Source organism: Neisseria sp. HMSC070A01 (assembly GCF_001810165.1).
GTDB lineage: Bacteria > Pseudomonadota > Gammaproteobacteria > Burkholderiales > Neisseriaceae > Neisseria.
The window spans coordinates 87,343-105,378 of sequence record NZ_KV800120.1 but is presented as its reverse complement, the minus strand read 5'-3'; the positions used below and the strand labels follow the sequence as shown (position 1 = coordinate 105,378).

Annotated in this window: 14 protein-coding genes; 2 read left to right on the top strand and 12 right to left on the bottom strand. The window is 47.8% G+C overall.

The features are described 5' to 3' along the window. Positions 1-12: 12 nt before the first annotated feature. From ispH to HMPREF2711_RS03525, 10 genes are all read right to left on the bottom strand, one after another. Complete coding sequence (gene ispH / locus HMPREF2711_RS03570; protein ID WP_049331909.1) at positions 13-981, bottom strand: 4-hydroxy-3-methylbut-2-enyl diphosphate reductase; 969 nt, start codon at positions 979-981, stop codon at positions 13-15. 13 nt (positions 982-994) lie between these two features. Then, a complete protein-coding gene (gene lspA / locus HMPREF2711_RS03565; RefSeq protein ID WP_070615550.1) occupies positions 995-1,501 on the bottom strand; it encodes a signal peptidase II in 507 nt (168 codons plus the stop codon). A 148-nt stretch (positions 1,502-1,649) separates the two neighbouring features. Continuing rightward, positions 1,650-2,549, bottom strand: coding sequence for a glycine--tRNA ligase subunit alpha (glyQ, locus tag HMPREF2711_RS03560; RefSeq protein ID WP_003685919.1), 900 nt, complete (start codon positions 2,547-2,549; stop codon positions 1,650-1,652). Positions 2,550-2,630: 81 nt separating this feature from the next. Next, a complete protein-coding gene (yacG, locus tag HMPREF2711_RS03555; protein WP_003682475.1) occupies positions 2,631-2,813 on the bottom strand; it encodes a DNA gyrase inhibitor YacG in 183 nt (60 codons plus the stop codon). Beyond that, positions 2,810-3,430, bottom strand: coding sequence for a dephospho-CoA kinase (coaE, locus tag HMPREF2711_RS03550; protein WP_070615547.1), 621 nt, complete (start codon positions 3,428-3,430; stop codon positions 2,810-2,812). The genes yacG and coaE overlap by 4 nt, the downstream gene beginning before the upstream one ends. Continuing rightward, the gene (locus HMPREF2711_RS03545; RefSeq protein WP_070615546.1) at positions 3,430-4,317 is read right to left on the bottom strand and encodes a prepilin peptidase; all 888 of its coding nucleotides are present in this window, start codon (positions 4,315-4,317) and stop codon (positions 3,430-3,432) included. Before HMPREF2711_RS03545 ends, coaE begins: the two co-directional genes overlap by 1 nt. Before the next feature lies 1 nt (position 4,318). Then, positions 4,319-5,560, bottom strand: coding sequence for a type II secretion system F family protein (locus HMPREF2711_RS03540; RefSeq protein ID WP_070615539.1), 1,242 nt, complete (start codon positions 5,558-5,560; stop codon positions 4,319-4,321). 79 nt (positions 5,561-5,639) lie between these two features. Further along, on the bottom strand, positions 5,640-7,319 hold the full coding sequence (pilB, locus tag HMPREF2711_RS03535; protein ID WP_070615537.1) for a type IV-A pilus assembly ATPase PilB: 1,680 nt from the start codon (positions 7,317-7,319) through the stop codon (positions 5,640-5,642). Positions 7,320-7,722: 403 nt separating this feature from the next. Further along, entirely contained in the window at positions 7,723-10,938 is a 3,216-nt protein-coding gene (gene carB / locus HMPREF2711_RS03530) for a carbamoyl-phosphate synthase large subunit (RefSeq protein WP_070615534.1), read from the bottom strand. Between the two features lie 27 nt (positions 10,939-10,965). Beyond that, the gene (locus tag HMPREF2711_RS03525) at positions 10,966-11,973 is read right to left on the bottom strand and encodes a PDDEXK family nuclease (RefSeq protein WP_168162754.1); all 1,008 of its coding nucleotides are present in this window, start codon (positions 11,971-11,973) and stop codon (positions 10,966-10,968) included. A gap of 293 nt (positions 11,974-12,266) precedes the next feature. Here HMPREF2711_RS03525 and HMPREF2711_RS11095 point away from each other — a divergent pair, with 293 nt between their 5' ends. Continuing rightward, on the top strand, positions 12,267-12,449 hold the full coding sequence (locus HMPREF2711_RS11095) for a hypothetical protein (protein ID WP_168162753.1): 183 nt from the start codon (positions 12,267-12,269) through the stop codon (positions 12,447-12,449). Positions 12,450-12,506: 57 nt separating this feature from the next. Here the strand turns inward: HMPREF2711_RS11095 and HMPREF2711_RS03520 are convergent, their stop codons facing one another. After that, positions 12,507-12,764 (bottom strand): SemiSWEET family transporter, encoded by a 258-nt coding sequence (locus tag HMPREF2711_RS03520; protein ID WP_070615529.1) that lies wholly within the window; start codon positions 12,762-12,764, stop codon positions 12,507-12,509. Positions 12,765-12,900: 136 nt separating this feature from the next. Next, on the bottom strand, positions 12,901-14,031 hold the full coding sequence (gene carA, locus HMPREF2711_RS03515) for a glutamine-hydrolyzing carbamoyl-phosphate synthase small subunit (RefSeq protein WP_070615525.1): 1,131 nt from the start codon (positions 14,029-14,031) through the stop codon (positions 12,901-12,903). 483 nt (positions 14,032-14,514) lie between these two features. On the opposite strand from carA, the gene pilC reads away from it, so the two are divergent. Next, entirely contained in the window at positions 14,515-17,886 is a 3,372-nt protein-coding gene (pilC, locus tag HMPREF2711_RS03510) for a PilC family type IV pilus tip adhesin (RefSeq protein ID WP_003748327.1), read from the top strand. Positions 17,887-18,036: the final 150 nt, after the last annotated feature.

Here is an 18,036-nt window from a genome sequence, read left to right as displayed (position 1 = left end):
CAAATAACAAGCCTACCCTTTATTGAGAATTTGCTTGTTTTCGCCCTCACGGCGCAATTCTTTAGGCAAGACAAATACAATGCTTTCTTCTGCGCCTTCTCCTTCACGTATGGTCTCATGTCCCCAGTCTTGAATGGTTTGTAAGACTTCTCGAACCAAGACTTCGGGAGCGGATGCGCCGGCAGTCACACCGACCTTGGTTTTGTTTTCAAACCATTCTTTTTTCAGATAGGAAGCATTATCGACCATATAGGCATCGACTCCGCGCAATGCGGCTACTTCACGCAAGCGGTTGCTGTTGGAAGAGTTGGGCGAACCGACAACAATCACGAGGTCGCATTCTTCCGCCAATTCTTTAACGGCAGTTTGGCGGTTGGTTGTGGCGTAGCAGATGTCTTCTTTGTGCGGATTGCGGATATTGGGGAAGCGTTGATTTAAAGCTGCAATGATGTCTTTGGTTTCGTCCACCGATAAAGTGGTTTGGCTGACGTAGGCAAGCTTGTCAGGATTTTTGACGTTCAGCCCGGCCACATCTTCCACTGTCTCGACCAAAAACATTTTACCCGGAGGCAATTGTCCCATTGTGCCTTCTACTTCGACGTGGCCTTTGTGGCCGATCATGATGATTTCGTAATCTTGGGCATCGAGACGGGCTACTTCTTTGTGGACTTTGGTTACCAAAGGGCAGGTGGCATCAAAAACGCGGAAACCGCGTTGTGCCGCTTCTTCCTGTACGGCTTTGGATACGCCGTGAGCAGAGTAAATCAGCGTGGCACCCTTGGGTACATCCGCCAAATCATCGACAAAGACGGCACCTTTTGCCCGCAGATTGTCCACGACGAATTTGTTGTGAACGACCTCATGGCGGACGTAAATAGGCGCGCCGAACTCTTCGAGTGCACGTTCAACAATGCTGATGGCGCGGTCAACGCCGGCACAGAAGCCACGGGGATTGGCAAGGATAATGGTTTTTTGAGTCATGTGTGTTCCGTTTTCAGACGGCCTTTGTGTCGTTTGAAGATGTTTTTTTGTGCAGCAAACCATCTAATACCAAGCAAACCGCGCCAACGCAGATAAAGCTGTCAGCAATGTTAAATGCTGGGTAAAACCAGTTTTGCCAATAGAAAAGCAGAAAATCGACAACGTGGCCGTGAATCAGACGGTCAACCACATTGCCAATTGCGCCGCCGATAATCATGGCCGCCCCCAGTTTGCCCCAGCGGCCAAACTCATCACGCCAGATAGCACGGGCCAAATACAGGCTGATGACGACGGCCAAACCTAAAAAGAAGAATTTTTGCCAGCCGCCTTGGTCGGCCAAAAAGCTGAATGCCGCGCCTGGATTATAGGCAAGTGTCAGGTCAAAAAAGTTTGGAATGATATTGAGGCGTTCTCCTTCAGTAAAGTGTTTCAAGATTTCCCATTTGCTCAGTTGGTCAAGAATGATGGCAACGAGGGAAAGTAAGAAAAAGGGTGTTTTTGCAGAAGAGGATGAACTCATGTTTTCAGACGGTTTATGTAATAAAGGGCTTATTTTACCTGAAAGCAGGCTGGAAGTGTTTGCGATGGCAACAACGTTAAGGCCGTCTGAAAATAGAAACGCCGCCACTTGAATGTATCAAAGGGCGGCGTGGTAAGCATGTGCGGACTTATTGGTTTTTAAGTAATGGGAAGCCCAGTTTCTCGCGGCTTTCAACGAATTTTTGTGCAACGATACGGCTCAGTGCACGAATGCGGCCGATGTAAGTTGCGCGTTCGGTAACGGAAATGGCGCCGCGTGCATCCAAGAGGTTGAACGTGTGGCCGGCTTTGAGTACAAGCTCGTAAGCAGGCAGGGCAAGACTGGTGTCTTCAACTGCAAGCAGGCGTTTGGCTTGTTCTTCGTAGTCGTTGAATTGGCGCAAGAGCCAATCGGCATCGCTGTATTCGAAGTTGTAGGTGGATTGTTCGACTTCGTTTTGATGATAAACATCACCGTAAGTGACGATGTTGCCATCAAGGGTTTTTGCCCAAACGAGGTCGTACACATTTTCCACGCCTTGCAAATACATGGCGAGACGCTCGATGCCGTAGGTGATTTCACCAAGTACAGGGGAGCAGTCGATACCGCCGACTTGTTGGAAGTAGGTGAATTGGGTTACTTCCATGCCGTTGAGCCAAACTTCCCAACCCAAGCCCCAAGCGCCGAGAGTAGGGTTTTCCCAGTCGTCTTCGACAAAGCGGATGTCGTGTACTTTAGGGTCGATACCCAATTCGCGCAGGGAATCGAGGTAGAGGTCTTGAATATTGGCCGGTGCAGGTTTGAGCGCAACTTGGAATTGATAGTAGTGTTGCAGGCGGTTGGGGTTGTCGCCATAGCGGCCGTCTTTGGGGCGGCGGCTGGGTTGAACGTAAGCGGCAAACCAAGGCTCTGGGCCTAATGCACGCAGGCAGGTGGCTGGATGTGAAGTACCGGCACCAACTTCCATATCGAAAGGTTGGATAACGGTGCAGCCTTTGTCTGCCCAGTAGTTTTGTAATTTGAAAATAATTTGTTGGAAGGTGAGCATGGTGGATGGAATAGATTGGAATAAAGAGGGTATTTTACTGTTTTGAGCCTGTTTTGGATAGGCTGAAGGAAGCGGCGCAGTTTATTTGCCGTCCAACAGGTCTGAAAAGGGGTCGTCTTCCGAAGAAACGGTGTATTTTTCTTGCGCCCACTCGCCTAAATCAATGAGTTTACACCGTTTGCTGCAGAAAGGGCGGTAGGGGCTGTCGGTGTTCCAAACGACTTCTTTGTGGCAGGTTGGGCATTTTACAACAGGAGCAGTCATGCAGTTTCTTTCAGTGATTGTGCAATGGATTGATAGTATTGATGCAAACGGGTAACCTTGATTTTTGCTTCTTCCAAGCTATGGGTATTGTCCAATACATCGTCGGCATGAAGCAGTCTGTCAGATCGGGAAGCTTGGGTTGCCATGATTTGACGCGTTTGTTCTTCTGAAAAACCATTGCGTTGGTGTACGCGTTTGATTTGGACGGACTCCGGAACATCTACAACTAAAATGCGGTCGGTCTCCGCTTTAAATGCCGGATTCTCAATTAAAAGCGGGACATCGACAATGCCGTAGGCAGAGGAAGCAAGTTTTTGTTTCTGCTGTTGGATTTTGTTTAAGATTAATGGAAGAAGCAGGTTTTCCAGTTGTTTTTTGGATTGAGGCCGTCTGAAAACTTCTTCCCGTAAAGCCGTACGATTCAGACGGCCTTCGTTGTCAAAAACCTCATCGCCGAAAAGCTGACGGATGGCTGGAAGTGCTTCGCCGTTTTCAGCGGTCAGTGAGCGGCTGATGGCATCGGCATCGATAATGGGTACGCCAAGTTCGGCAAACATTTGGGCGATAGATGATTTGCCGCTGCCGATACCGCCGGTCAAGCCTATCCATAATGTCATTATCGGAATCCTGATTGTACGAGCCACCATTGTACCAGTTGGGTAATAGGTGCATTGGCAACCAAAATAATCCATCCTGCCACAGCAAGGCTGGGGCCAAAAGCAAAATATTGGCCTTTGCCGACGCGGGCGATGAGCGCGCACACCAGCCCGACTAAGGCAGCCATGAAGATCAGAACAGGCAATATCCCTACGCCCAGCCATGCACCGAGTGCGGCCAAAAGTTTGAAATCGCCATTGCCCATGCCGATTTTACCGGTCAGAAGTTTATAGACGGCGCATAAAGTATAAAGGCTCATATAGCCTGCGATTGCACCCCAAACGGCTGAATGCAGGGGCACGAATGTATCGTTCAGATTAAACAGCAGGCCGATCCAAATTAGGGGCTGAGTCAGGCTGTCGGGCAAATATTGCGTATCGGCATCGATAAAGGTCAGCGCAATCAATATGGCAGTCAGAATTAATCCGCCAATAGTTGCCCATGACCAGCCGTATTGCCACGCGACAATACCGAATAAGACACCTGTCAGCAGCTCAATCAACGGATAGCGTATGCTGATATGGGTTTTGCAGGCGTGGCATTTCCCACCTAGGAAAACATAGCTGAGGATGGGTATATTTTGCCAAACTCTGATCGGACTTTCGCATTTTGGGCAGCGTGAATCCGGTTTACGCAGATTAAATGGCTGTTTTTCTTCGTCTGTCAGCTCGATGCCCAAATGCTCTTTGGAAAATTGTGTCCATTCACGCTCCATCATTATCGGCGTGCGATAAATGACGACGTTCAGAAAGCTGCCAATCAGTAATCCCAAAATAACGGCTAAAGGAATAACGAATGGCGCAAGAACGGAGAGGGCGTCGATGGCAGAGTAAATACTATCAAGCATATCAACCTACGACATTACCCAAGTTGAACAACGGCAGATACATGGCAATCAGCAAAATACCGATGAGCGAACCCAATACCACCATAATGATAGGTTCCATCAAGGCAGATAAGCGGGAGACGGAGTTGTCTACTTCATCTTCGTAGAATTCGGCCGCTTTGTTCAGCATATCATCCAAGGAGCCAGACTCTTCGCCGATGGCCGCCATTTGAATCACCATGTTGGGGAACATATCAGTACTTTGCATACTGGATGTCAGCGACAGACCTTGGGTTACCTTGGCGCGGATGTCTTGAGTGGCTTCTTCATAGAGAATATTGCCGGATGCGCCTGCAACTGAATCTAATACTTCCACCAAAGGAACGCCGGCTGCGAAGAGGGTAGAAGTCGTACGCGCCCAACGGGCAATGGTCGCTTTACGGACGATGGTACCGAAGATAGGCAACCTCAAAATCAAAGCATCGATTCGCTTTTGGAAGGTGGGCGATTTCTCATGGAGTTTGTACAGGCCGAAGGCGGAAGCAATCAAAAGGATGATCATAATCCAGCCGTAGTCGACAAATAAATCAGACAAGTTCATGACGAGTTGGGTAAGGTCTGGCAGCTCTGCACCCATATTGGCATAAACTTCTTTAAAGGCAGGCAGTACAAACATCATCATGATGAAGATAAGCGCGATGGCTACCACGATAATGGCAATCGGGTAGGTCAGCGCGGTTTTAACCTTTTTCTTAATGGCTTGGGTTTTTTCTTTATAAACAGCCAGTTTGTCCAATAGGCTTTCTAATACGCCGCCGGACTCGCCTGCGCTGACCAGGTTGCAATAGAAACGGTCGAAATATTTTGGATATTTGGAGAACGATTTGCCTAATGCGCTACCTTGTTCGACATCGGAGCGAACCTGCATCAGCATTTCGGTCATGCTCGGATTGGAGTGGCCGCGAGCAACGATTTCAAAAGCCTGCATCAGCGGCAAGCCTGCCTTCATCATCGTTGCCAATTGGCGCGTAAACACCGTGATGTCTTCTTGGGTAATGCGGCGTTTGCGTGCGGTTTTGACTTTGCTGATACGCAAAGGACGAATGCCTCTGCGCTGGAGTTTTTTGCGCGCCTCTTCTTCATCTTTGGCAACTACTTCGCCGCGGACAAGACGTTCGGTCTCGATGTTTTTTCCTTCAAACGTAAAACGCTTACCTTTGCTTCTTGAACCGAACAGACTTCTTTTTTGCTCTGCTTGAGCCATGAGTTATCCCTTGTTAGTAAGAAATAAAGCGGACTGTTTCCCCATGCCGCTTTATTGTAATTTTCGAAAATATGGCAGTTTAGTCATTGGTATGAGCAGTTACTTCTTCCAAAGAAGTCAGGCCCTGCATGACTTTCATGAGGCCGGCACGACGCAGGTCTACCATGCATTCCTGATAGGCCATGTTCATGATATCAACTTCTGTACCGTTGTTCATAATGACTTTTTGCATTTCATCGCTGACCGGCATGACTTCATAAATACCGACGCGGCCTTTAAAGCCTTTGCCGCGGCAGCTGTCGCAACCAACCGGGCGGTAGAGCTTCCAATCTTGAGCCAAGTCCGCATCGGTAAAGCCGGCTTTTTTCAATGCCGGAACCGGCGGGCGCTCCACTTCGCGTTTGCAGTTTGGACATAGCCTGCGCAACAGCCTTTGCGCCATAATCAGGCTGACCGAGCTGGCGATGTTGAAAGGCGCAACACCCATGTTCAAAAGGCGGGACAGTGTGGCCGGTGCATTATTGGTATGCAGGGTAGAGAAAACCATGTGGCCGGTTTGGGCGGCTTTAATGGCGATGTCGGCGGTTTCCAAGTCGCGGATCTCACCGACCATAATAATATCAGGATCTTGACGTAAGAAGGATCGGAGTGCGGTGGCAAACGTCAGGCCTTGTTTCTCATTGACGTTGACTTGGTTGACGCCCGGCAGGTTAATCTCGGCCGGATCCTCTGCTGTTGAAATGTTGACATCTTCCGTGTTCAAAATGCTCAGGCAGGTATAGAGCGAAACGGTTTTGCCCGAACCTGTCGGACCGGTAACCAACACCATGCCGTAAGGGCGGTTGATGGCCTCAAGCAACATTTCTTTTTGGAAAGGCTCTAAACCGAGCTGGTCGATATTGAGCGATGTACCATCGGAATTTAGGATACGCATCACCACTTTTTCGCCAAACAACGTCGGCAAAGTGCTGACACGGAAGTCAATCGGACGGCCATGTTTGTGGAAGGCAATTTGAATTCTACCGTCTTGCGGAATACGTTTTTCGGAAATATCCAAACGCGCCATCACTTTGATACGCGATGCCAACTGACCGCGCACGGCGACAGGCGGCTGTACGACTTCGCGCAGTTGCCCGTCCACACGGAAACGGACGCGCGCCATTTGTTCGTAGAATTCAAAGTGGATGTCCGATGCGCCCGCATTCAGGGCATCGGATAAGGTTTTGTGGATGAAGCGGGGGATAGGGCCGTCTTCAGCCTCTTCATTATCGATATAAAGCGACTGAGATTGCTGCGTTGCTTCATGTTCTTCGTTGATTTCTTTCAGAATGGTGGTCGAACGCTGACCCAACCATTCCAGTAAGGAGCTGAGTTGGTCATCGGGAACCACTACCAAATCAACACTTAAACCTGAAGAAAAAGCGATTTTTTGGAAGTTTTGGATTTGAGTCGGATCGGATACGGCGAAATAAACCTTGCGTCCGCGTTTGAAAATCGGAACGCAACGGTTTTGCACCATTTGCTCTTCCGTCAGGATGTCGCTGACTACATTATTGCGCGGATAGTAGTGTAAATCCAAAAGGGGATAGCTGAATACGCGCGCAACCAATTCGCCCAAGGCTTTAGGGGTGATGATGCCGTCTGAAAACAAGTCGGGCAGGATTTCTTTGCCCGATTGTAAAAGGCTGTTGTAATGTTCCGCTTGTTGATTTGAGATGGTCTGGCTTTGAACCAAAACACGCAATAATCCGACACTCATTTTATTTTCCGTTTCTTGTGCAGTTTTCCCTTTAATTTAGAGGAAAGCCGTATTATTTTATCATTATTATGATTAAAGCATATATTTAATTATGCAAATCTGCTTAAGTTGCAAAGACATGCTTCTGCTTTAATTGTATTTTTCTTTCAGACGGCCATTATAAAGCAAGGAGAATAGGCGTTAAACTCAATATTTTGGGATGATGATGAAAAAACAACAATTTTGTCATATGAATCCAATCAATAACGAAATTATATTTCATGTTGCTATCGCTTGTCGGGAGACGGCAGAAAAGGTTGTTTTGATGGATAGACGGTTGGAATTCGAAATATGAAAAGGCCGTCTGAAACTGAGCAATCAGGTTTCAGACGGCCTTTTAGCTATTTAAATCCGATAGGATTGATTAGGCTTTGTTTTTCAGACGGCCATGCAACTCCTGTACGCTGTACACGCCCAAGTGTTCGCGGCTTTTTGCGCCTTCGCTCATAGCTTCGCCGCCGGCGATGGTGGTGTATTGCGGTACGCGTTGGGTGAGGGAGGTGCGGCGGATGCTGTGGCTGTCGGTAACAGATTGCACTGTGCTGCCGACGGTGTTGACCACCAGTGCGATTTCGCCGTTTTTAATGGCGTCCACGATGTGTGGGCGGCCTTCCTGCACTTTGTTGACCGCTTGTACGATGATGCCGTGTTCTTTCAAGTATTCGGCGGTACCGCGTGTGGCGCAGACACCGTAGCCGAGTGCTTGGAAGTTTTGTGCGGTTTTGACGATGAGCGGTTTGTCTTCGTCGCGTACGGCAAGGAAGATTTTGCCGGTTGTGCTCAAGCGTTCGCCTGCGCCGAGTTGGGCTTTGAAGTAGGCTTCGCCGAAGCTTGCGCCTACGCCCATGACTTCGCCGGTAGAACGCATTTCAGGGCCGAGAATGGTGTCCACACCCGGGAATTTGATGAATGGGAACACGGCTTCTTTAACGGCGTAGAAGTCCGGGATGACTTCTTTTTCTACGCCTTGCTCTTTCAGCGAAATGCCTGCCATCACGCGTGCGCCGACTTTGGCGAGCGGTACGCCGGTGGCTTTGGATACGAACGGTACGGTACGGCTGGCGCGTGGGTTCACTTCCAGTACGAAGACCACGCCGTCTTGTACGGCAAACTGTACGTTCATCAAGCCGACCACGCCCAGTGCGTATGCCATGGCTTTAGTTTGACGGCGGATTTCGTCTTGAATTTCTTCGTCCAATGAGTATGGAGGCAATGAACAGCCGGAGTCGCCGGAGTGGATACCTGCTTGTTCGACGTGTTGCATGATGCCGCCGATAACGACATCTTGGCCGTCTGAAACGCAGTCTACGTCCACTTCGATGGCGTTGTTCAAGAAGAAGTCGAGCAATACGGGGCTGTCTTCGGAAACTTGTACGGCTTCGCGCATGTATTTTTGCAACTCTTCGGCAGAGTGAACAATCTGCATGGCGCGGCCGCCGAGGACGTAAGAAGGACGGACAACCAACGGATAACCGATTTCTTCGGCTTTAACGAGGGCTTCTTCTTCGTTGTGGGCGATGCGGTTAGGCGGTTGGCGCAGACCTAAGTCGTTCAATACTTTTTGGAAGCGTTCGCGGTCTTCGGCAGCATCGATGCTGTCGGCAGATGTGCCGATGATGTTCACGCCGTTTGCCACCAAGGCATTGGCCAGTTTGAGCGGAGTTTGGCCGCCGTAATGCACAATCACACCCCATGGGTTTTCGGTGCGGACGATTTCCAATACGTCTTCCAAGGTCAGCGGCTCGAAGTACAGGCGGTCGCTGGTGTCGAAGTCGGTAGATACGGTTTCAGGGTTGCAGTTGACCATAATGGTTTCAAAACCGGATTCGCGCAGGGCGAGTGCGGCATGAACGCAGCAGTAGTCAAATTCAATACCTTGGCCGATACGGTTTGGGCCGCCGCCGAGAATCATCACTTTTTTACGGTCGGAAGGACGGGATTCGCATTCTTCTTCGTAAGTGGAGTAGAGGTAGGCGGTTTCGGTGGCAAACTCGGCGGCGCAGGTGTCGACGCGTTTGTAAACCGGATGCAGGTTCAGCGCGTAGCGGTGTTCGCGGACTTCTTTTTCGCTTACGTTCAACAATTGTGCCAAACGTTTGTCAGAGAAGCCTTTGCGTTTCAGACGGCGTAAAGCGGCGTAATCCAAATCTTGCAACTGGCCGTCTGAAACCGATTTTTCTTCTTTCACCAAGTCTTCGATTTGCGCCAAGAACCAAGGGTCGATGGCACAGATTTCGTGGATTTCTTCCAGCGTGAAGCCTGCGCGGAACGCGTCTGCCACAAACAGCATGCGCTCAGGGCCTGGGTTGGCCAGTTCGCGGCGGATTTCCGCTTTGTCTTCGCTGCGAGGGTTAAAGCCGCACAAGCCGGTTTCCAAACCGCGCAAGGCTTTTTGGAAGCTTTCTTGAATGGTACGGCCCATCGCCATTACTTCGCCCACCGATTTCATCTGCGTGGTCAGGCGGTCGTCTGCGGCGGGGAATTTTTCAAACGCAAAACGCGGGATTTTGGTGACGACATAGTCGATGGAAGGCTCGAACGACGCGGGCGTACGGCCGCCGGTAATGTCGTTGCGCAACTCGTCCAGCGTAAAACCGACAGCCAGTTTCGCCGCCACCTTCGCAATCGGGAAGCCGGTTGCTTTAGATGCCAACGCGGAAGAACGGCTTACGCGCGGGTTCATCTCAATGACAATCATCTCGCCGTTTTCAGGGTTTACTGCAAACTGAACGTTTGAGCCGCCGGTATCCACGCCGATTTCGCGCAATACTGCCAACGAAGCATTACGCATGATTTGGTATTCTTTGTCGGTCAATGTTTGTGCAGGCGCAACAGTAATGGAGTCGCCGGTATGTACGCCCATCGGGTCGAAGTTCTCAATCGAGCAGATGATGATGCAGTTGTCGTTTTTATCGCGCACCACTTCCATCTCGTACTCTTTCCAGCCGAGAACGGACTGCTCAATCAGCAGCTCATGCGTAGGCGACGCATCGAAACCGCGTTCGCAAATCGCCAAGAACTCGTCTTTATTGTAGGCAATACCGCCGCCCGAACCGCCCATGGTGAAAGAAGGACGAATCAGGGTAGGGAAGCCGACCTGTTCTTGCGCTGCCAATGCCTCGTTCATGGTGTGGCAGACAAAAGATTTCGGGCAAGACAAACCAATTTTTTCCATCGCTTCTTTAAAACGACCGCGGTCTTCTGCCTTGTCAATCGCGTCTTCGGTCGCACCGATCAGCTCGACGTTGTATTTCGCCAGCACGCCGTTGCGCGCCAAATCCAGCGCACAGTTCAGCGCGGTCTGACCGCCCATCGTGGGCAGAATCGCGTCAGGACGCTCTTTGGCGATAATCTTCTCCACCGTCTGCCACATAATCGGCTCGATGTAGGTAACATCCGCCATTTCAGGGTCGGTCATGATGGTGGCAGGGTTGGAATTCACCAGAATGACTTTATAACCTTCTTCACGCAAAGCCTTACAGGCCTGTGCGCCCGAATAGTCAAATTCGCAGGCCTGACCGATAACGATAGGGCCGGCGCCGATGATAAGGATGGATTTTAGGTCGGTACGTTTGGGCATGGATGGGTCTTTCTGTTTTAAAAAATGTTATTCAACTTCATCAATTATTTCTTGGATTAGGCAGCGATATTCGTTAGGAACTAAATAACTGTTTTTGTATGCTCCTGAATATTCATAATCTCTTCCAAATTCAATTAATTGGCGGAGAAAATCGTTAGCTTTGCGAGTAATCGCTTGGCTGACATTGCTTAATAATCTGCCTGCATGTTGGACATCATTACCAATTTTATATTTATTAAAGAATATTTCTTTAATTTCCTCACGATCAAATTTACGATTTTCAGATAATAAAATTTGAAAAAATGCGATAAATCGTTCTTTTAAATTACTCTGTCTAGATAAAAAATCAGATAGTTTAATTTTTAGCTCATCTAGTGAATATTCAGGAACATCAAATGAAATTCTATCTGCATCATATTGTTGTAAAGAATTTTCTTTTCTTTGAATAGCTTTTCGCTTAATAAAATCCTCTGCTTCTGGTAAGGGAATAATTTGGGTAGGATAAATAAGTAACTCATTGTTTTCTGAAAGAAATGAATTAATTTTAATACACTTAATATCTAGCCCTTTATCATTTAGCCATAAAACAGCAGAAGCAACATCAGAATTAAAATCTCGTGAAACTAAAATAATACGTTGTTCATTATTTAAATTTTCTGTTTCAAAAGTAACAATAAAATTTTCAATTTCTTGTTTTGCATTTTTACTTTTATCAGTATATTTTTTATTAAGGTATTCTTGATATGTTCCAAAAATTTCTTCGTCTGTAAAGGCTGAACAATATGAAGCATATTTAATTGCCTGCCATTCAACCTGGTTGCCTGAAGTATCTCTCTTTAACTCAATAATAACTAAATTACCACTCTCATCTATAGCTAATAAATCTAATCGAATACCACTTGGTAAGATAATTTCTTTCCCAATAATCAATAATTTTTCCCCAAGAATTTCTGGGGTATCGTCAATCCATTCTTGAATATCGTACCGCTCACTTAAATTTAATTCTGAAAATGTTGTTGCATTTAATTTATTCATTTTCTTGTTGCGGATGTCAATTTGATACATAGATGATCCTGTGTAAATGGTATTTTCAGTCAGTCATAGCACATATGTAGTTCGGGCATTCTTTTTCAGACGGCCTGCAATGCCTGAATCTGCTGCCACCTACTCCCTCCCCCGTGGGGGAGGGTTGGGGAGAGGGCATTCTCTGAATTGTGGCAATCTTTCCTAAATTTCTTAATTACCCAAACACAAGCCTTGGGGCTTGTTGCCCTCTCTTTAGCTCTCTCCCACGAGAGAGAGCAAGCCGTAGCCCGCATGTAGGGTGTGTGCGGTACGCACGCACGCGTTCTCCATTTTCCCTGCAACCCCAACCCACCGCGTGCGTACCTTGCGGCACACACCCTACCGATGGATTCAAAGGTCGTCTGAAAAAACGCTTAAGACGTTTGTTCCATCTACCTTTCGATAAAAAGCTACCTGAAAAATTCCTGCCGTTGATATTTTGGTGACTCTTTTTCAGACGACCTTTTGTGTTTTTATGTTGCACAGGCCGTCTGAAAACTTCCTTAAAAACTAGTGACAAACGTAATCAAGCCCAAAACAATACCCGGGGCGTTTGCCAGCATGACGGGGTAGTCGCGTTTTTCTTTCAAAAAGCCGTAGGCAACCCATAATGTGCAGTTGATGGCGGCGACGAGGGGTTGCAGCGGCGAGCCGGGGTTGCCGGCAAGGTTATTTTGGATTTGTGGGATATAGGAAACGTACATGCCGACGGCAGTCAGGGTGGCGACGACGGAAAGAATGCGCATTTGCTTTTCTGTCATGATTCTTCCTTTCTGATTAGAGGGTTGGATTTCAGACTGTGTTGATGTTGAGAGTGTGCCCGAATTTATATTTTTGAAGTTTGGTTTTCAGACGGCCTGTTGTTGAGTTGAGTGTGGCCGTCTGAAAAAATCAGCTTTATTGTTTTGCTGCTTTGATATTGTCAATGAATTTGTCAAACAGATAGCCGACATCCTGCGGACCTGGGCTGGCTTCGGGGTGGCCTTGGAAGCAGAACACAGGTTTGTCGGTCAGTTCGATGCCTTGCAAGGTGTTGTCGAACAAGGATTTGTGGGTAATGCGTGCGTTAGCGGGCAGGGTGTCGGCATCGACGGCGAAGCCGTGGTTTTGGCTGGTGATGACGACTTTGCCGCTGTCCAAGTCTTGTACCGGATGGTTGGCGCCGTGATGGCTGAAGCGCATTTTCAGAGTTTTTGCTCCGATGGCGAGGCTGATCAGCTGGTGTCCCAAGCAAATGCCGAAAATCGGTTTGCCACTTTCCATCAGTTTTTGTACGGCTTTGATGGCGTAGTCGCAAGGCTCGGGGTCGCCGGGGCCGTTGGACAGGAATACGCCGTCAGGATTGAGTGCCAATACTTCTTCCGCACTGGTTTGTGCGGGGACGACGGTCAGGCGGCAGCCGCGTGCGGCGAGCATACGCAAGATGTTGGTTTTGACGCCGAAATCGTAGGCGACGACGTGGTAAGGCTGTTCGGAAGGGGTAACGAAACCTTTGCCCAATTTCCATTCGCCTTCGGTCCATTCGTAAGTTTCTGTGCAGGAAACTTCTTTTGCCAAATCTTTGCCGACCATGCTGCCGAATGCGGCAATCAGTTCTTGTGCTTTTTCAACGGTGGCATCTGTACCGGTCAAGATTGCACCGCCTTGCGAGCCTTTTTCACGCAACAGGGTGGTCAGGCGGCGGGTGTCGATGTCGGCGATGGCGACGGTTTTGTTGCGTACCAAATAGTCGTGCAGGCTTTCGGATGCGCGGAAGTTGCTGTGCAAGAGCGGCAGGTCGCGGATAATCAAGCCTGCGGCGTAAACGCTGCGGCTTTCTTCGTCTTCGGCGTTGGTGCCGGTATTGCCGATGTGGGGGTAGGTGAGGGTAACGATTTGTTTGCAGTAGGAAGGGTCGGTCAGGATTTCTTGATAGCCGGTCATGGAAGTGTTGAACACGACTTCGCCGGAAGTCGAACCTTCGTAACCGATTGATGTGCCGTGAAATACGCTGCCGTCAGCGAGAACGAGAAGAGCCGGAGTGGTCATGATGGAATCCTGTTTGCCTGATGATGGTCGGTTCGAAAAAAATGGGTCGGGCCGTCTGAAAAATAAAAATTGTTTACAAAAAAGACAGCCTTCGGAAATCTCGGCTAAAAAAAAACACGCTCCGCAGCTTTGATTTTGCTGTGTAACGTGCTTTTTCAGACATAGCGGTCTATGCCGTAGAAGCAGTGTATTTTAAGTCAAAGTAATAGGAATTTCAAGCGTAGAGCAAATAATCGATAATTTAAAAAACGTTTTATCTTTACGGTACAGTCCCTTGCTTTTGGAATGCTTGATGAGTAAGGTTGAACTAAATATCCAGTCGGGCCGTCTGAAAACTGATCAGGCAGATTGTTTCATTTTTGTTGTGTTTGAAATGCAGGCATAGGGAAATTCAGCCGAATCAAACATGGAACAGGCTGTTTATGCTAAAATCGTAGCCTTATAAAAAATAAAAACAATGTCATTTCTAGCTGAGATTATCCGATGAAAAAAGAACACATTATGCAAAACGCTCCATCAGGCCGCCATCGCCTTATTCATGCAAGCGTCGCTTCCGCTTTAGCGCTTATCAGCTTTTCCGTTCAGGCAAATACGCAGCAATTTGCCAAAATTCCGTTTTACCTGCAAAACGAAACCTCCATCAACGGCCAACCCAAAGTCAAACACAATATTATGTTTTTGATTGATGACTCGGGCAGTATGCAATGGAATGTGCAAGGTAAGGAAACATCGATATGGGCTGATAAAAGAATAACGATTACTAAGGAGGCTCTAAAATCGGTATTGAAAGAGTATGGCGAAAAACAACGATTCCAGTGGGGTTTGCAAACCCTGCATAACAATGGTCGTACTGATACTCCAGATGAGGAGGGCTTTACCGATGATTGGAAGGATGTTCAAAGGAGGGTAGATGGTATCGACCCCGGTCATGCTACGCCAATCACACGCCGCTACTATGAAGTAGTCAAAAACTTTGTGATGCCCAATATCAAATACCGTTGTCAGAAGTCTTATGTGATTGTGATGTCGGACGGTGATGCCAATATGAGTTGTAGTAACCAGGTTCCAGGCGAAGATCCTCGCTTATCTCGTAATACTAACTTCAACTATGATCGGGATTATTACTATTCAAACTATTACCATCGTATTGAACGTAGTGCAAATACATTTGCATACCAATATTTTGGGCCGTCTGAAGTAAAGACTATTGATGATGCATATGGGCCAGGTAAATTATTTGACGATAGGCATGGATTCAAAGGATATTTTGATTTTCCAATTTATCAATATGAGTCATTCTTACCTGAGAACGAAAGAAAATTGTTATGTCAATCTAGCAAATATGCGCGTGAGTATAGTCCTTTTTATAAGAGAGATATATGGGTAGCTGCCGGCGAAATCATTGTTCCTTATTGGGATAGAAACTATAAAGATGAAAAACGCGGTCTGCGTTTCTTTAGCCGGACTTTGGCAGAAAAAGACATCAAAACAGCAAAAGACGGCTTAGATGATGCCGGTAAGAGCTGGGATGGTGATCCAAGCGATCCCAAAGGCGTAGATTACAGCAAACAATTGGTACAGACTTTTACTGTGGGCTTTGGTGAGGGGATCTCTGAGGTCGGACGAGAATATCTAGAAAAGGGTGCAAGCCGTCCAGACTGGTATTTTAATGCTGCGAAAAAAGAAGATTTGCTTGAAGCCTTTAAAACCATCGTCGATAATATTGAAAATGACAGCAAAATAACAAAATTTGAAGGGACATCTTCAACTGCGCCTGCAACGACCAGTACAGGTATTCCCAATATGGCGGCAACGGTTCATTTGAATACCGGCTCTTGGAGCAGTCAATTGCGGTTTTATAAATTGAACCGTGATGGCACGCCTATCAATACGACAGAGTTTGTTCAGCCATCATTTAATAACCGCCTTACTTTAGTTAATGACGGCAGCAAGACCTATTTCATCGATAGAGTTGCAGACAATGAGGCTTCAAATGCCGATTTCGGCATTTCAGACGGCAGTGCAAAAGATAAGTTGGAATGGAAAAATGCATTGCTGAAATGGACTGGCCGAGCAGGTAGTGATGAAACCATCAAAGCGGATGCGGAGACAAAAGGTTATAGCCAGTCTTATCGAATTCGTCCGACAGATTCTGCTGATTCAAGTAAAGATGAGCGCAATTTAGGCGATATTTTAGACGGTTCGGTTGCTGCTGTTGGCGATAAGCGCGACAACCGTCAAGAGTTTTTGGTCGCCGCTGCCAATGACGGCATGGTACATATTTTCCGTAATGGTACGCCTAGCAATCCTTATGACTTGAAACTCAGCTATATTCCGGCAGGCATGGAGCGTGAGGACGATCAAGGTCAAGCGACAACTTTGGGCAAGGTTCTGAAGGATGTCGCTCGCGATGGCTACGGCTCCAGCACGCCGCACCGCTATATGGTCAATGGTGGTTTTGTTCTCCGCCAAACGCCTGATAAGCAAACCTTTATGTTTGGTGCGATGGGTCAGGGTGGACGCGGTGCGTATGCGTTGAATATCGGTGCAGTGGCAAACAGTGACCGTAGTGGTTGGAATACGACTGTACCTTTGTTTGAAACAGAAAAAGGCTCTGGCAATAAGCTGGGTTACACCATTGGTTCGACACAAATCGGCCGTGTTTCCATTAAACGCAATGCTACCCCGGTTAATCTGGAATCTGACGTGCGTTATGCAGGCTTCTTGGCCAGCGGCTATCGTACTGAAGATGTGAACAGTGCCGATAATGAAACGGCTTTATATGTCTATGATATGACAGGTAAAGAGGCTGGGACGAAAGGTACGGGAAGCAATGTTTCTGATGCCGGTAAGCTCTTGGTTAAAATTCCTGCGCCGAATGGCAAAGGCGGCCTCTCTACCCCTACTTTGGTAGATACCGATTTTGACGGTGTTGTCGATATTGCCTATGCCGGCGACCGTTACGGCAATATGTTCCGCTTCGACTTGAGAGGTGAGACGCCGTCTGAATGGTCTGCGCAGATGATTTTCCAAGGTTCGGGTAATCAACCGATTACGTCTGCGCCTGCGGTATCGCGCCGCAGTAAAGATAAGTATGTCGTCATTTTTGGTACGGGTAGCGAGATTTATCATAGCGAGCTGGATGTAGCGACACAGAACAATGCGGTTTACGGCATCTATGATGATACGTCCAAAGAAGCTGTCTTGGCTAAAAGCGATGAGCTGACCAGCCAAACTGTTCAAGCGGATGGTGAATATATTTCTGTTACCAACAATAAGGTCAGCGAAGATCAAAAAGGTTGGAAGCTGGCGTTGGGTTCGGGTGAGCGGGTAACTGTCAAACCGACGATGATTTTGCGTACAGCGGTGGTAACTATTCGCAAATACAAGCAGGAAGTCATACATACAAATTCTTCCAGTGCTGATGTTTGTTTGCCTGACAGTACGTCCACACAAACGACTGCAAAAACGGTTATTCTGGGCGTCAATGCTGAAAACGGCGGCCGTTTGGGTTTGCGTGATGCGCGTATTTCCGATAAAAACCGCCAATTCATCAAACGTGAAAACAACGGCCAAGTCTATTACGCCAGCGGTATGGTGTTTGACGGTGTGGTCAACTTTACTTATCTGAATGGCTCTAAGGCCGATGATTCTCCGGTAACCGCCGATGGCGATAGCGGCGGCACGGGTACGGATAAAGAGTTGAACGCTACGCCGAGCGTGCCAAACAATAAATGTTTTGCAACCCAAGCCGAGCGCAGTCTGTTGACCAACTCTGATAAGATGCACAGTCTGAAAGTAGAAGGCCGGAAATGCGGACTCAAACGCATCAGCTGGCGTGAATTGTTCTTTTAATCGGTAAGGCTTGAGTATTGAGGCCGTCTGAATGTTTCAGACGGCCTTTTTGTTGAGTGATAATAATTGAGAGATGTTGGATTAAGAAAAATAGAAAACCTTGTTTGTGGGTAAAACGGTTTGATTAAATTAAAAGCCTGGATAAGCCCA

What these genes read in the sequence shown, in the direction of transcription:
- ispH (WP_049331909.1), bottom strand. Translation starts at nt 981, where the DNA reads ATGACTCAAAAAACCATTATCCTTGCCAATCCCCGTGGCTTCTGTGCC.
- lspA (WP_070615550.1), bottom strand. Translation starts at nt 1,501, where the DNA reads ATGAGTTCATCCTCTTCTGCAAAAACACCCTTTTTCTTACTTTCCCTC.
- glyQ (WP_003685919.1), bottom strand. Translation starts at nt 2,549, where the DNA reads ATGCTCACCTTCCAACAAATTATTTTCAAATTACAAAACTACTGGGCA.
- yacG (WP_003682475.1), bottom strand. Translation starts at nt 2,813, where the DNA reads ATGACTGCTCCTGTTGTAAAATGCCCAACCTGCCACAAAGAAGTCGTT.
- coaE (WP_070615547.1), bottom strand. Translation starts at nt 3,430, where the DNA reads ATGACATTATGGATAGGCTTGACCGGCGGTATCGGCAGCGGCAAATCA.
- HMPREF2711_RS03545 (WP_070615546.1), bottom strand. Translation starts at nt 4,317, where the DNA reads ATGCTTGATAGTATTTACTCTGCCATCGACGCCCTCTCCGTTCTTGCG.
- HMPREF2711_RS03540 (WP_070615539.1), bottom strand. Translation starts at nt 5,560, where the DNA reads ATGGCTCAAGCAGAGCAAAAAAGAAGTCTGTTCGGTTCAAGAAGCAAA.
- pilB (WP_070615537.1), bottom strand. Translation starts at nt 7,319, where the DNA reads ATGAGTGTCGGATTATTGCGTGTTTTGGTTCAAAGCCAGACCATCTCA.
- carB (WP_070615534.1), bottom strand. Translation starts at nt 10,938, where the DNA reads ATGCCCAAACGTACCGACCTAAAATCCATCCTTATCATCGGCGCCGGC.
- HMPREF2711_RS03525 (WP_168162754.1), bottom strand. Translation starts at nt 11,973, where the DNA reads ATGAATAAATTAAATGCAACAACATTTTCAGAATTAAATTTAAGTGAG.
- HMPREF2711_RS03520 (WP_070615529.1), bottom strand. Translation starts at nt 12,764, where the DNA reads ATGACAGAAAAGCAAATGCGCATTCTTTCCGTCGTCGCCACCCTGACT.
- carA (WP_070615525.1), bottom strand. Translation starts at nt 14,031, where the DNA reads ATGACCACTCCGGCTCTTCTCGTTCTCGCTGACGGCAGCGTATTTCAC.
- pilC (WP_003748327.1), top strand. Translation starts at nt 14,515, where the DNA reads ATGAAAAAAGAACACATTATGCAAAACGCTCCATCAGGCCGCCATCGC.